The following is a 14838-nucleotide window of genomic DNA, read 5'->3' as shown; positions in this document are numbered from 1 at the left end:
TTCTCCAGCCGAAGCCGACCGGAGTCACCGATGCAGCCCAAGCCCGCCCTCCGCGCCGCCGCGCGGCGTTTGCCGCGAGACCAGCGCGTCGCCGTCATACTTCAGACCGCGCGCTCGGTGCTGCGCGATCGGGGCTTCGAACAATTCCTCACGTCGGAAGTGGCGGAACGCTGCGGCACCTCCGAGGCGACCATCTACAAATATTTCCCGACCAAACGCGACCTGCTCATCAAGCTGACGGAGGACTGGTTCGAGGAGTTCCTGACCGAGGACTATCCCGCGCGGACCAGCGGCCCACTTCGGGATCGGCTCTACCACGCGATCTGGTGGGCGCTGTCCTTCATTCGCCGCGAGCCTGCCTTGTCGCGCTTTGTGCTGATGGAGCTGCGGGCGGATCCCGCCTACAGGACCATGCGCATCTACCTACAGAACCGGGAGGTCGTCGCACGGGTGATGAGCGTCGTCGAGGACGGCCGTGCCAAGGGGCTCGTGCGGACGGACATCCCTCTCCGGCTCATGCGAGACATGGTCTTCGGCGCGATCGAGCACCAGACCTGGGCCTACCTGCGACGCGAGGGCGATTTCTCGGTCGACGACTCGGCGGACTGGATCACCGACGTCATCCTCGGCGGCATCATGGCCCCGCAGCCCGAAGGCGAACACCTTTCCGAAGCGGTCGCCATGCTCGAGAAGGTCACAGCTTCGCTAAAGAAGCAGGTCGGCGCAAAACGCTGATCAGCCCGGCAGCGGTGGAATCACGCCCGCAGCGGCGAGCTGCTCGATTCGCTTCCCTGAGATTCCCCAGGCCGAGAGAACCGATGGCGTGGTCGCGCGCGCATCCGGCGGCGCGTTTCTGATCGAGGCGGGCGTGCGACTGAATCTCGGCGCAGGCGCCGGCTCCGTCACGCCTTCGCGATCGACGAATGTCGCGCGGGCATTGGCGGCCGGGTGCTTGGGCGCCTCGTCCATGTCGAGGACAGGAGAGACGCAAGCATCCGACCCCTCAAACACAGCTTCCCATTCCGAACGCGTCCTCTTGGCGAATTCCGCCGCGATGATGTTGTGCAATTCATCCCAGCGCGACTGATCGTACTGCCCGGGCAGTGAGGCGTCTTCCAGCCCCAGCCTCCGGATGAACTCGCGATAGAAGCGCTTCTCCACCGCGCCGACTGCCATCCAGCGGTTATCCTTCGTTTCGTAGGTCGTATACCACGGCGATCCGCCGTCGACCGAATTGGTGCCACGTTCGAGGTTCCAGAAACTCGCCTGCCGGTAGCCGAGATGCATCGTCATCAGGTTCGCCGCGCCGTCGATCATGGCGGCGTCGACCACCTGCCCCTTGCCCGACTGGCGCGCTTCGATGAGAGCCGCCAGAAGCCCCATGGCGAGATAGAGCGAGCCGCCGGCGAAATCGCCCACCAGATTGAGCGGAACCGCCGGCTTCTGGCCCTTCGGCCCGATCGCCGCGAGCGCGCCCGCCATTGCGATGTAGTTGATGTCGTGACCGGCCGTCTGCGCGAGTGGCCCCTCTTGCCCCCAGCCCGTCATGCGGCCGTAGACGAGCTTCGGATTGGTCGCCAGGCAGGTCTCCGGCCCCAATCCCAGACGCTCCATCACGCCGGGCCGGAAGCCCTCGACGAGGACGTCGGCCGTGGCGATCATGTCCATGACCGCCGCCACGCCTTCGGGCGCTTTCAGGTCCACCGCCACCGCCTGCTTGGAACGGTTGAGGAGATCGTAGCGCCGCGCGATGTCGAAGCCGAGATCGTCGGCGGCGAGACGCTGCACGCTGACGACCTCCGCCCCGAGATCGGCGAACAGCATGCCGCAGAACGGCCCCGGTCCGATGTTCGACATCTCGACCACCCGCACACCCTTCAAGGGGCCCATGGAATTCTCCTGTTGAGTTTGACTAACCACCTGGATTCCTGTCTTCCACACGCGGCGGCGAATTTGGACTTAGCCACGCATCTGGCCATTGATGCCGCCATATGTCAATTGTATATCTAGCGTACTATCTCTCTTGACTCCTACATTAAGTGATTTAAACTCACTTCGTACTAGAGCGAGCCAGACGACAAATTCCGGAGCCAGCCTTGGACAGACGAACGATCATCGACCGCTTTGCGGAAGCCGCCCGGGACCCGCTCGGCTACGCGAGAGCATGGAAGGAGAGAACCGGACGGAAAGTGATCGGGTCTTTTCCCATGAACTTTCCCGGGGAACTCGCCCATGCCGCCGACACGCTGCCGATGATCCTGCAGGAGAGCGAGGACCAGATCACCGTCGGCCACGGTCTGCTGTTCCCGTTCTATTGCGGCTACACCCGCTCCATGGTGGACCAGGCCGTGCGCGGTGATTTCGACGTGCTCGACGCCATCATGTTCGGCGATCACTGCGTGCAACTGCTCGGCGCAGCCGATGCGATCCGCATGCAGCTCACCAACACGCGGGTCATCTTCTTCCAGCTCATCTCGTCGATGTGCGATCCCTGGACGCAGGGCCGCTCGGAAGAGAGCTTCGCGAAGCTCAAGGCCGAGTTGGAGGACTTTGTCGGCAGGCCCGTCACCACCGAAGCGCTCCACGGCTCGATCCGCCTCTTCAATAGGAACCGCAGCCTGATCCGGCGGCTCTACGAAATGCGCAAGTCAGGCGCGGCGCCGATGGGATCGGTCGAGATGCAGCATGTGGTCAAGTCCTCGATGATCATGGACAAGGGCGAGCACACGGCCCTGCTGGAGGAGCTTCTGCACCAATACGAAACCGCGCCGGCCGTCGCCACCCGCAATGTCCGCCTCCATCTGTCGGGTCATTTCTGCCAGGCGCCGAAGCCGGAAGTGCTGGAGATGATCGAGGAATGCGGCGTGACGGTCGTCGGCGACGATCTCTATCACGGCTTCCGCTACATCTCGACGGACGTTCCCGAAGAAGGCGACCCGATCAAGGGTCTGGCGCGGTGGTACATGGACCGCAACACCGGCGTACCCTGCCCGACCCGCGTCCAGAACAATGTCGACTGGGACGCCTATCTCATCAACGCCATGCGCGACGAGCGGGCCCAGGGCATGATCGTCCTGATGGCCAAGTTCTGCGAACCGCACATGTATTACTACCCCGAGGTCAAGGAGGCCTTCGAGAAGGCCGGCATGCCGCATCTGCTCATCGAGACGGAGCATGAAAGCATGGCGCTGGAGAGCCTGAAGACCCGGGTCGAAACTTTCGTCGAAGTCGTCAAGCACCGTCAAGCCGCCTGAGGAGCCCGCCAGATGAACATCGCTGTCAGACCTTTCGAAGAGAAGAAGGCCAACAAGCTGCAGTCGACTCGGATCGCCGGCAAGCTCGTCAACGATTATTGGGAGATGGTCTGGCGTGCCAAGGAAGAGGGCAAGCTGGTCTGCTGGTACGAAGGCTCGGCCATCAACCCCTTCCTCGAGGCGGCCGACATCTGCTGGGTTCATGGCGAGGCCTACTCCGCCATGCTGGCCGCCCGTCACCAGGAAGGAACGGCACAGCGCGTCGCGGAGGAGCGCGGCTACATGCGCGAGCTCTGTTCCTATGCCCGCACGCATCTGGGGTGCGCGGTGTCGAACCAGCGCCTGCGCGGCGACAATGCCGGCGCCACGCCCGACGAGGACGATCTCACCTGGAAGCTGCCGGCACCCGACATGATCATCTCGGCCTATGCCTATTGCTCGACGGGCCAGCAATGGGACGAGATGACCAGCCGCGTCTTCGGCAAGAAGATCCCGATCTTCAACGTCTCACTGCCGTGGATCTGGGGCTCCAAGCCGGACGCGGGCTATCTGCGCGGCCAGGAATGGGAAGAGACGTCGGACTATGTCGAGCGCCAGCTCCACGACATGGTGAAGTTCATCGAGGAGCGCACCGGAAAGCCTTATCCTTGGGACAGGCTCCACGAACTGATGGCCGACATCAAGCGCGCATCCGAACTGCGCCTTGAAGCGATGGACCTGTGCACGGCGCAGCCCGCACCTGCGAGCTTCTTCGACTGGGTCGTCTCCATCGCCCCGATCAACAACCTGCCCGTGCCGGGCGTGAAGCATTATTTCGAGACGGTCCTCGAAGAGGTCAAGCAGCGCGTGCGCGACGGCGAGGGCGCGGTGCCGGACGAGAAGTACCGCCTGTTCTTCGACGGCATCATGAACTGGAACAAGGTCGGCTGGCTCGCCAACAAGTTCGCCCGCTGGGACGCCGCGGTCGTGGCGGGGCGCTATACTCATATGGCCTTCTGGCAGGAGCCCGGCCTCATCGATCCGGGCAAGCCGGTGCGGGGCATGGCGCAGAACTACCTGATCTGCCCCAACAACCACGCCGCGCCCATTCTTATCGACCTGATCATGGGGCTCTGCCGGAAGTTCAAGGTCGACGGCATGGTCATCCACGCCTCGCGCACCTGCCGCGCCTTCACCAACCCGCAGTTCATGATCGCGGACGCGGCCCACAGGCAGCTCGGCATCCCGAGCTCGATGTTCGAGGGCGATGTGACCGACGAGAGCTTCTACAAGGACGAACTATTGAACAGCCGCGTCGAAGCGATGCTGGAGGCGATCGAGTCCCGCCGCATGGTCGCAGCGTGAGCGGCGAACGGACAGCAAGAGGAGCGGACGAATGAAACAGCATGTGATGGGCGTCGACTTCGGCTCCACCACGGCCAAGACGGTCATCCTCGACCTGAAGGGCAACATCGTCGCCCACGCAGTCGCCCATATGGGCGCGGTCTCGGGCAACGGCGTCAAGCAATCGATGAAGGACGCGCTCGAGCGCGTCGGGCTGACGCAGGCCGACATGGGACGTACGGTATCGACCGGCTACGGCCGGCGCATGCTCGACGAGGCGGACAAGAACTATACCGAGATCACCTGCCATGCCCGCGGCGCGGTCGCCATGGTGCCGGATGCGCGGCTGGTCATCGACATCGGCGGGCAGGACAGCAAGGTCATCTCCGTGGACTCAAACGGCCTGGTGGCCCAGTTCGCCATGAACGATCGCTGCGCGGCCGGCACGGGCAAGTTCCTCGAAGTGCTGGCTCGCGCCATGGAGATCGAGCTGGAAGAGATGGGCGGTGTCGCCCTTCAGGCCAAGGAGAAGCTCAAGATCTCCTCCATGTGCGCCACCTTCGCCGAGACCGAAGTGATCTCCCTGCTCGCCGAAGGCCATCCCAAATCCGACGTTCTCGGCGCCGTCCACAAGGCGATCGCGACCCGCACGCTCGGCCTCGTCGGCCGCGTCGGAAAGAAGGGACCGGTGGTGATGACGGGCGGCGTGGCGAAGAACCCGGCGGCCGTGCACTACATCGAGGCCGAGATGCAGCTCCCCCTGATCCTCCCGGACAATCCGCAGATTGCCGGCGCCCTGGGCGCGGCCCTCATCGGGCTCGACGACTACAAGGTCGAAAACAGGCACCTCCTGATCTCCGAACAGGAAGACATGGCACACGAGGATAAGATGGCGGGCGACAAGGCCTGCGTTCCGGGTTGCCGGGGCGTGCCCGAATTCGCCATCGACCCTCGCGAGAAACATCCCGTCAAGCCGGGCGCCACGGCAGACGCGGCCCGCGCCCATTGAACCGGTCCGTGGCCGCGCTGCTTTCAGCCTAGAAGGCGACGCTGACACCGACCTCGCGTCCACCGGCCATTTCCTCTGGCGAGCGAAAGCAAGCCCGGCCGGTGGGCGCCCTTCGCCGTTATGGCCTCCCCTGCAGCAAGACGCGGCCCCGTCAGCACGCTCACGGCAGCCACGTCCTCCTCAACGATGTCCACCCGGGCCGCGCTGACTCGTTTCGCACGGCGCCGGCCCGCCTGAACTGGGCAAGGTGCAGGTGGGCTTTATGCCGCCTGGCGTATCGGCACAGAAGTGAGTATCGCTTACCTCGTTGCATGCCATGGTTCGAAAAGTCCGGCGACAATCCTCTTGCACTGCAGATTGCAAACTCTCTCCAAGGGTCACCCTTCTGATGACCTTTCATCACCACGCAACCAAATGACGATCGAAAAAACTTGTGCGAAGGCACATCGTACGATAGCATATCAAATTATTCGGCGCACCGATCGGCATGGAGGATGCCGGGCACTTTGGTCGTCGTTCGCGTCACGCGTTCCGCGAGAAAACGCGCCTGGGAGGAAGCCAATGCAACGCATCAGCCATTATCTTTTCCGTTCCACCGCCGCGGTCGCCGCCACGCTCGCCCTTGGCGTCGGCGCGACATTCGCCGACCCGCTCAAGCTGGTCATCTGCCATATCGATGATCGCTCCGGGTCCGCCGCGGATACCGGTATCGAAAGCCTGAACGGCCTCAAAATGGTACTGGATCCACTGAACGAGGCGGGCGGCATCGAGGGGCAGAAGATCGAGCTGATCACCTATGACACCAAGACCGATCCGCAACTCGCGGCGAATTTCGGCACGCGCTGCGCCGAGGACGACGCCGGTCTGCTGGTCATAGGCGGCAGCCCGTCCGCCGTCGCCAACTCGCTCGTCACCGTCGCGAACCAGAACAAGGTCCCGCTCTACATCCTGGCGGCAGCGGCTCCTGAGGTGACGGACAACGCCAACTATCAGTACCGCTTCGGTCCAAAGGTGACGCAGGACTCGATCGCGGTGGCGGAAGCACTGGCCGCCAACGGCGTAAAGAAGGTGGCGATCATCAACAACTCCGTGCCGTTCGGCATCTCCGGCGCCGCGTCGGCCACCGCCGAACTCGGCAAGAAGGGCATAGCGATCACCACGCAGCAGACTTACGACGTCGCGGCGACCGACGTATCGCCTCAGGTCATCAACATCATGCAGACTGATCCCGAGGCCATTCTCGTCTATCCCTATCCCGCCGACGGCGCACGGGTCGTCCGTACGATCCGCCAGATGGGCCTGGAGCAGCCTGTCATCATGCCTCGGGTAGGCATCATGAAGGCGTTCCGCGAGCTCGCCGCGGAGACAGGCAACGACGTCCTGGTCCCTTCCTCCGTCGATACGACCCGGCCGGAAGTGGCGGAATTCTTCAAGGATTACTCCGCGAAATACGGTCCGCTCGCCGTGTCCCCTTCGCCGGCGCAAGGCTACGACGCCGGTACCCTGGCCGTAGCCGTGCTCAAGGACGAGAAGGTGCAGGAAGCCGTCAAGTCCGGCGACATCCAGGCAGCACGTGACGCGATCCGCGACGCCACGACCCGACACGGCGATTTCACCGGCCTGCAAGGCACGTCGAAGGGCGGCTACCAGTTCTCCAAGAGCCACCACGGGCCGACGGACGACGGTTTCTTCGTCTTCGTGAAGGTGGCTGAGAACGGTCAGGCGATCGAGGCCGTGGACACGGCCGCCGCGCTAAAGAAGTAGCCGGTTCAAGACTGCGCGGGGCTCTCGCCCAAGCCCCGCCGAGCCTGCCTCGAAAGCGGACCTTCAGCCATGCTCATGAAACTCACATACCTGCTGCTCGCAGGGCTCACCAATGGCAGCGTCTACGGACTGATCGGCCTGTCGCTGTCGGTCATCTACGGCTCTTCGCGCGTCATCAACTTTGCCCAGGGCGAATTCGTGATGCTGGGCGCGATGAGCGCCGTGCTCTTCATGGTGAGCTTCTCGCTGCCATGGCCGATCGCCGCGGCGGCGATGCTCGCCGTCGTGGTGATTGCAGCGCTGGGCCTCGACTACGGCATCTATCGTCCCCTGGTGCGTCGCAAAGCAGCCCCCTTGACGATCATGATCGGGACCCTCGCCGGCGCCATCGTCGTATACGGCCTGGCCTTTCTCCTCTGGGGCCCCGACCAGCGCTACGTGCCCCCGATCCTGTCGCTCGACCCGGTGCGGCTCGGCTTCCTCATCACCAACCTGCAGCAGATCTCGCTGATCCTCGTCTTCCTCGTCTTTCTCCTGCTGACCTGGTTCATCCTATACCGCACGCGCTTCGGACTGTCGGTCCGCGCGACGGGCGTCGATCCGCGTGTCGCCCTCCTTATGGGCATCCGTTCCGAGCGTATCGTCCAGTTCTCCTTCATCTTCTCCGCCTCCATCTCCGGCATCGCCGGCATGCTGGTCGGTCCTCTGCTCGGCGGGCATGTCGGCATGGGTCTGCTCCTGACCGTGAAAGGCTTCATGGCGGCGATTCTCGGTGGACTGGGCTCTCCTTTCGCGGCAGCCGCCGGCGGCATCGCCATCGGCATGATGGAGGCCCTGATGGCCGGCTACGGCACTTCGCTCTACGCCGAACCGGCGATCTTCGTCCTGATCCTTCTCATGCTGATCGTCCGTCCCTACGGACTGCTCGGCGACTATGAAGCGGAGCGTCGCTGACATGATCGGAAGAAGCATTCCGGAGGCGCCGAGGGCGCCCACTATCATTCCGGTCCTGTGCATCCTGGCGCTGGGCATCGCCTTGCCCTTCGTGCTCACGAGCGGCTTTCACCTGCGCCTGGCAATGCTGGTCTGGATCTATGCGATCCTGTGCATGGGCTTCAACCTGCTCTACGGCTTCTCCGGCCAGATCTCGCTCGGCCAGCCCGCCTTCTATGCCATCGGCGCCTATGCCTTCGCCATGCTGCAGGTGAAGCTGGGCTGGTCGCCGGTGCCGTCCTTTTTCGGGTCGCTGGTTTTTGTCGCGATTCTTTCGTTGCTCATCGGACTGCCGCTGCTTCGCTTGCGCACGCACTATCTCGCGATGGCGACGCTGGCTTTCATGCTCATCCAGAACGGCGTCGCCAATCGGTGGATAGAATTCACCGGAGGCCAGAGCGGGGTAGCCGTCCCGCCACTGCAATGGGACGGTGAGCAGATCGGCCGCACCGGCATCTATTTCGTCGTGCTTGGCATGGCGGCAGCGGTCCTTTTCCTGCACGACTTCCTGGTCCGTTCGCATCTCGGCCGCGCCATGCAGGCCATTCGCGACGACGAGACCGCGGCACAGGCCTTGGGCGTCCGCGTGACGCGCTACAAGCTCGCCATCCTGGTGCTATCAGGAGTGACGGCCGCCATTTCCGGCGTCTGTTTCGGCATAACGTCGCTGCGGGTGGACCCCAGCCTCTCCGAATTCCACGTGCTGGTGTCCATGCTGACCATCGTCGTGGTCGGCGGGTTGGGAACACGTTTCGGGCCCATCCTCGGGTCGATCATCGTCGTGATCCTCCCCCAGGTCCTCACCCGGTTCGGCGAGCTGGAAACGGTGGTCTATGGCCTGTTCATTCTTCTGTTCCTGCTTTTCCTGCCCCACGGGCTTTCCGGCATCCTCGAGCGCCGCGACTGGTTCCGGGCCCGCAAACCCGATGTGGTCCTTCAGAAGCGCCCGCAGGAAGTGAACGGAGGCGCGTCATGACTCAAAGCGAAACGATCCTCCGGGTGGACCGCCTGACGCGGCGCTTTGGCGGCCTTTTCGCCGTCAACGACGTCTCCTTCGGCATAGCCGCCGGCGAGGTGAAGGGCCTGATCGGGCCAAACGGCGCCGGCAAGTCGACGACGTTCGACCTGATCACCGGTGTGCGCCCTCCCACCTCGGGCGACATATGGTTCCGCGGCGAGTGCGTGACCGGGTACCCCGCCCATACGCGTTCTCCGATGGGAATGGCGCGCACGTTCCAGATCGTCCGGTTGTTTCGCGGGCTCTCGGTTCTGGAAAACGTGCAGCTCGGACTGCACCCGAAGTTCCCCGACGGCATTCTGCGCTCGTTGATCCGGCTGCCGTCGCTCCATGTGCAGGAGCGACACAGCCGCAAGCGGGCGATGGAACTCCTGGCTTTTGTGGGTCTGGCCGACCGTGCTGGTCACCGCATCGATCAACTCACCCTCGGCCAGTTGCGCCTAGTCGACATCGCGCGGGCGTTGGCCGCCGACCCTGCCCTGCTGATGCTGGACGAGCCGGCGGCCGGCCTCAACGACGCCGAGACACGCAATCTGGGTGACATGCTGGCCCTGCTGCGAAAAAGGGGGCTCACAATGCTTCTGGTCGAACACGACATCGACTTCATCATGAAGGCCTGTGACACCATCGTCGTCATGGACCAGGGAACCAAGATCGCGGACGGCACGCCCGGAGAAGTGAGCAAGAACCGGGACGTGATCGCGGCCTATTTTGGACGGAGGGCAGCCGATGCTGCGGCTTGAAGAGATCGTCGCTGGCTACAGCAAATCCATCGCTCTCGATGGGGTCTCGATCGAAATCCCGCAAGGCAGGATCGTTTCCGTGGTCGGCGCCAACGGCGCCGGCAAATCGACGATCGTCAACACGATATCCCGGCTCGTCACGACCTATTCCGGCAAGATCCGGTTTGAAGGGCACGACATCACCAGCCGGAGGCCCGCCGATGTCGTGGATCTCGGCATCGTACAGGTTCCCGAAGGGCGCCAGCTCTTCGCGCCGCTCACGGTCGAGGAGAACCTTCGACTCGGTTTTCATCGCCTGGCCGGCAGGGCGGAATCGGGCCGCAGGTATCAGGAACGATTGGACTATGTGCTGGATCTGTTTCCGATCATGAAGCAGCGCATCGGCCAGCGAGCCGGCACGATGTCCGGCGGCGAGCAGCAGATGGTCGCCATCTCGCGTGCCCTCATGGCCGAACCGAAGCTGCTGATGCTCGACGAGCCCTCGCTCGGCCTGGCGCCGATGATCGTCGACCAGATCTTCTATATCCTGGCGAAGCTGCGGAGCGACGGCCTGACGATTCTCCTGGTCGAGCAGCATGCCGACGAGGCGCTCCAGCTCGCCGATTATGGGTATGTGATGGCCGTCGGCCGCGTCCGCGCCGAAGGCCCGGGCAACGAATTGCGCGACAATCCCGCCTTGCATCAAAGCTATCTCGGACGAATGGCGGCGGCGTGATGGCGGTGGTCCAACCCTACACCCCGCATTCCGACGACTGGTTCGAAACGCAGGAAGCCGGCGTCGTCCATTACACGCCGTCGAGGACGATTACCGATGCGGACGTGCTCCTGTTCGGAGGAATGACCGGCGATCTGTGCGAGCTGCACACCAACGAGGCCTATGCACGCACCACCGAATTCGGCGGTCGCATCGCCCATGGCATGCTGAACCTTTCGCTGGCGCATGGCCTCGTGACCCGCGCCGGTCATCTCGTGGGTACGGGGATCGCCCTGCTCGGCTGGAACAACATTTCCTTCCACGGTCCGGTCAGGATCGGCGAAACCGTCCAGGCGCGCTGGACGACGATCGAGAAGCGGCAGAGCCGCAGCCGACCCGACGCAGGCATCGTCATCGACAGGGTCGAGTTGCTGAACCAGGATGGCCGGACGGTCGTCTCGGGCGACGTCGCGACACTGGTGCGCAAGCGACCGGCCTAAAGCACGCCGTAGTTGGCGTGTCATCTTTCCCATTGCGCAGTTCAGCTCGAGATTCTGTGGGCGAGCGCCATTCACGCTCGCGTCGTCGAGTCGGCCCGTCGCGCCGCGACGGCGCCGACGGGCTTGACGGTCCCAGGATCAGGCGACTTTCGAATCCCTGTCCGGGCGTCGCCAGGTGACGGGCTGGAGCTTGCCCTCGGCGCACCAGTCGCGCAGGACGTTCTTCTGGATCTTGCCCGTGGCCGTCATCGGATATTCGTTGACGAATATCCAGTGCTCCGGGGTCTTCTGTGGGGAAAGGTTCTTCCGGCAGTAGGACCAGAGCACGTCGGGACTTGGCGGAGCCTCGGGATTCTTGGGCAGGATCACCGCGGCGACGGTTTCGCCCCAGGTGTCGTCCGCCACGCCGATCACCGCCACCTGTGCCACGTCGGCATGTTCGAAGAGGATGCTCTCGATCTCGGACGGGTAGAGGTTCATTCCGCCGCGGATGATCATCTCCTTCAACCGCCCGGTGATGCGGAAATAGCCATTCTCGTCCATTGTCCCGAGGTCGCCCGTCCGCAGCCAGCCGTCTTCCGTCAGCGCCGCCCGGCTGGCTTCCGGCTGTCCGTAGTACCCCGTCATCGTGTTGAAGCCGCGGACCCAGTACTCGCCGACCGTATTCACGGGCGCGGTCTGCATCGTCACCACATCGACGACCTTGACCTCGACATGCGGGATGGGCCGCCCGATCGTCTGCGACTGCAGTTCGTCGCTGTCGGTCGTGAAGGTTTCCAGGAAAGGCCCGTTCGATTCCGTCTGGCCGTACATGATGGCGAACTCGACGTTCAACTCCGCCTTTGCCCGCTTCACCAGCGCTTCGGGAACCGCCGCCGCGCCGGACAGGATCGAGTTGAACGAAGTGAGATCCCGCGTCTTCGCGTCCGGATGATTGAGGAGCGCCAGGATCATCGTCGGCACGATCAGGGAGCAGTTGACCTTCTCCGCCTCGATCAGTTCCAGGAAGAGCCCCGGGTCGAAGCTTCGCATCAGGACGAAGGTGCCCTGACGCGAGAACACGCCGATCTCGGAGACCACCGCGCCGCCGATATGGAACATCGGCATGGAGTTCAGCCAGACGCCGCCGATCGGAAAGGCCGCCCGCTCCACGATGAAATGCGCGGCATTGATGACGCCTCGGTGATGGAGGCAGGCCCCCTTGGGGAACCCGGTCGTGCCTGACGTATACTGGATCTGCATGACCTGACCGGGGTCCTGCTCGGGCAGCGGCGTGGCTGGATCCCCTGCGGCCTGCAACGCCGCCAGATCCGCGACATTGACGGCGGTGTGCAGATGGTCGAGCTGTGCCTGCATTTCCTGCACGACCGCGGCGAGATTCTTGCCTCGCGACTCGTCGGCGTAGACCACGCCGGCGGCTTTCGCATTGCCCAGGATGAAGGCGACCTCACGCGCCGTGTATGCCGGATTGATCGGCACGATGATGAGGCCGGCAAAGCTCATGCCGTGCTGGAAGATCACCCATTCGGGTGTTTCGGGAGCAAGCAGGCCGACACGGTCGCCCGGCTTGAAATGCTTCAGGAGCCCTCTCGCGCAGGCCAATACCTCGTCGACGAGTTGACGATAGCTCCAACGGCGACGCTGGGATGGATCGGCCGCGCCCTCGATGAGGGCGAGGCGATCCGGAACCACCTCGGCGTTCCTCAGCATGAGATCGCCGAGCGTGCTTTCGATGAGAGGTCCCGTTTCGTATTTCGGGAAGTAGCTCTCGGTGAATTTGGGATGCGCGTTCATCTGTTCCTCCTTCAGATGGCTTGGGCTCCTCCGGCCCTGGCCCGTGCGTGTTCCCGAACGGCCGCTACCGCTGTTTCAGCACCTCCGGCTGCACGGCGCGGTGAAAGCCGTTGTATTCGGGGATGTTCGTGGGTTCGTACTTCTGCGTCCATGTCTGACGCAGGTTGGGTGCGCCGCCGTCGACGCGGATACAGGTACCGGTGATATAGGCGGCGGCGGGCGAGAGCAGATAGACGATCGCCGCCGAGATCTCGGACTCGGTTCCGTAGCGCGGCAGCGGGACCTTCGCCGCATATTCGCGGAGCCGCGGGCCGATCTCAGGTGGATAGGTGTCGAAGCCGCTCGAAGCGATCCCGCCCGGCGCCACTGTGTTCACCCGCACGCCGGAATGAGCCCATTCGCAGGCGGCGGTCTCACTCAGCGTCAGCATGCCGCCGCGCGAGGCACCCGAATGGCCCATCTCCGGCCAGCCGTTCCAGATGTCGGCGATGATGTTGACGATGGAGCCCCCATGCGCTTCCATCCATCGCAGATAGATCTCGCGCATGAAGATGAAGCCGCCAGTGAGATTGTTGCGAACGACCGCCTCGAAGCCCTTGGTCGAGATCGTCTTCAACTCGGTGCGGTACTGACCGCCCGCATTGTTCACCAGCCCGTGGATCGCCCCGAACTTCTCCAGCGTGCCGTCGATGACCGAGATCACCTGGGCCTCGTCGCGGATATCGCAGGTCATGGCTGTGACCTTGCCGCCGTCCTCGGCGATCTCGCGGGTGACGGTCTCGAGCTTTTCGGGATTGCGCCCGACGATCACGACATTGGCGCCGAGATAGGCGAGCTCATGCGCCGTGCACCGGCCGATGCCCGAGCCGCCGCCGGTGACGATGATGGTCTTGCCTGCGAACAGCCCTGAAGCGAAAACAGAATCGTACCCCATGGTCCGTCTCCTCACGCCGCCGAGATGCCGCCGTTCAGGCTGATCGCCTGGCCGGTGAGTTTCGCCGCCGCCGGGCTGGCGAGGAAGGTGATCAATTCGGCCATGTCCTCGGCATTGACCACGCCGAGCTGAGCCATCCCGATCGCCTTGGAGAAGAGCTTGGCGGAGAACTCGGCTCCCATGACCGTGTCGTGGGTGAGCGTTCCCTCGATGATGGACGGGGTCACGCAATTGATCCTGATGTTGGAACGCTTGGCCTCCATGGCGAGGGCCCGGCTGAACATCATGATCGCCGCCATCAGTCCGCCTATGATCGTTTCGCCCGGCGTCGTGACCTTTCCGGCGTCGGAAGCGATGTTGATGATAGCGCCGTTCTCCCGCGCGCGCATGCCGTCCATCACCGCGCGGGCAAGCAGGAAATGGGGCATCACCTGCGAGAGCACCATGCCCTGGATGTCGTTGATATCGATCTTGTGGAAGAGGGTCGGATAGGGATAGGCGCTGACGGTCGAATTGACGAGCACGTCCACGCCACCCATCAGTTCCTCGGCCCTGCGCCCGACTTCGACCGCCTGCTCGGTCACGCAACTGTCGGCCGCGACGAAGTGCACCTTGCAGGCAGGATAGAGTTCCTGCACGGCCATCCTCGCGGTCTCGCCGCGCTCGGCATTTCTTCCATTGATGGTCACGTGCGGCGCGCCGAGCGCCGCAAAGCGCTTGGCTGTGGCGAGGCCGACGCCGGCGGTTCCACCGGCGATCAGGACACGGGCTTCGTTCATGGCGAACGGCACCCGTCGTGGAGCGACGGACAT

The 14838-nt window shown here is 63.8% G+C and carries 14 protein-coding genes; 10 read left to right on the top strand and 4 right to left on the bottom strand.

Annotated elements, in window-relative coordinates; genetic code table 11:
- The first annotated feature begins 30 nt into the window (after positions 1–30).
- On the top strand, positions 31–735 hold the full coding sequence (locus JN302_RS16220) for a TetR/AcrR family transcriptional regulator (RefSeq protein WP_202333614.1): 705 nt from the start codon (positions 31–33) through the stop codon (positions 733–735).
- On the opposite strand, the gene JN302_RS16215 is transcribed toward JN302_RS16220, so the two are convergent.
- Positions 736–1890, bottom strand: coding sequence for a CaiB/BaiF CoA transferase family protein (locus JN302_RS16215; RefSeq protein ID WP_202333613.1), 1155 nt, complete (start codon positions 1888–1890; stop codon positions 736–738).
- Positions 1891–2096: 206 nt separating this feature from the next.
- On the opposite strand from JN302_RS16215, the gene JN302_RS16210 reads away from it, so the two are divergent.
- The 9 genes from JN302_RS16210 (at position 2097) to JN302_RS16170 (ending at position 11298) form a co-directional block, all read left to right on the top strand.
- Complete coding sequence (locus JN302_RS16210) at positions 2097–3254, top strand: 2-hydroxyacyl-CoA dehydratase subunit D (RefSeq protein WP_202333612.1); 1158 nt, start codon at positions 2097–2099, stop codon at positions 3252–3254.
- 12 nt (positions 3255–3266) lie between these two features.
- Positions 3267–4598, top strand: coding sequence for a 2-hydroxyacyl-CoA dehydratase subunit D (locus JN302_RS16205; RefSeq protein WP_202333611.1), 1332 nt, complete (start codon positions 3267–3269; stop codon positions 4596–4598).
- Between the two features lie 31 nt (positions 4599–4629).
- Complete coding sequence (locus JN302_RS16200) at positions 4630–5586, top strand: acyl-CoA dehydratase activase (protein WP_202333610.1); 957 nt, start codon at positions 4630–4632, stop codon at positions 5584–5586.
- Between the two features lie 561 nt (positions 5587–6147).
- A complete protein-coding gene (locus JN302_RS16195) occupies positions 6148–7350 on the top strand; it encodes an ABC transporter substrate-binding protein (protein ID WP_202333609.1) in 1203 nt (400 codons plus the stop codon).
- Positions 7351–7419: 69 nt separating this feature from the next.
- Positions 7420–8304 (top strand): branched-chain amino acid ABC transporter permease, encoded by an 885-nt coding sequence (locus JN302_RS16190; RefSeq protein ID WP_202333608.1) that lies wholly within the window; start codon positions 7420–7422, stop codon positions 8302–8304.
- 1 nt (position 8305) lies between these two features.
- Entirely contained in the window at positions 8306–9319 is a 1014-nt protein-coding gene (locus tag JN302_RS16185) for a branched-chain amino acid ABC transporter permease (protein ID WP_202333607.1), read from the top strand.
- On the top strand, positions 9316–10104 hold the full coding sequence (locus tag JN302_RS16180; RefSeq protein WP_202333605.1) for an ABC transporter ATP-binding protein: 789 nt from the start codon (positions 9316–9318) through the stop codon (positions 10102–10104). Before JN302_RS16185 ends, JN302_RS16180 begins: the two co-directional genes overlap by 4 nt.
- Entirely contained in the window at positions 10091–10819 is a 729-nt protein-coding gene (locus tag JN302_RS16175; RefSeq protein WP_202333602.1) for an ABC transporter ATP-binding protein, read from the top strand. The genes JN302_RS16180 and JN302_RS16175 overlap by 14 nt, the downstream gene beginning before the upstream one ends.
- Positions 10819–11298: a MaoC/PaaZ C-terminal domain-containing protein gene (locus JN302_RS16170; RefSeq protein WP_202333600.1), complete on the top strand. Its 480-nt coding sequence runs from the start codon at positions 10819–10821 to the stop codon at positions 11296–11298. Before JN302_RS16175 ends, JN302_RS16170 begins: the two co-directional genes overlap by 1 nt.
- A 138-nt stretch (positions 11299–11436) precedes the next feature.
- On the opposite strand, the gene JN302_RS16165 is transcribed toward JN302_RS16170, so the two are convergent.
- The 3 genes from JN302_RS16165 to JN302_RS16155 all read right to left on the bottom strand — a co-directional run bounded on the left by JN302_RS16165 (position 11437) and on the right by JN302_RS16155 (position 14838).
- A complete protein-coding gene (locus JN302_RS16165) occupies positions 11437–13092 on the bottom strand; it encodes a class I adenylate-forming enzyme family protein (protein WP_202333598.1) in 1656 nt (551 codons plus the stop codon).
- A gap of 64 nt (positions 13093–13156) precedes the next feature.
- Positions 13157–14026 (bottom strand): SDR family oxidoreductase, encoded by an 870-nt coding sequence (locus JN302_RS16160; protein WP_202333596.1) that lies wholly within the window; start codon positions 14024–14026, stop codon positions 13157–13159.
- An 11-nt stretch (positions 14027–14037) separates the two neighbouring features.
- Complete coding sequence (locus JN302_RS16155) at positions 14038–14838, bottom strand: SDR family NAD(P)-dependent oxidoreductase (protein ID WP_202333594.1); 801 nt, start codon at positions 14836–14838, stop codon at positions 14038–14040.

This window comes from Mesorhizobium sp. L-8-3, from assembly GCF_016756615.1.
In the GTDB taxonomy this organism is placed as follows: domain Bacteria; phylum Pseudomonadota; class Alphaproteobacteria; order Rhizobiales; family Rhizobiaceae.
Note: the sequence above shows the minus strand (reverse complement) of the source record. Positions and strands in the feature narration are given on the sequence as shown.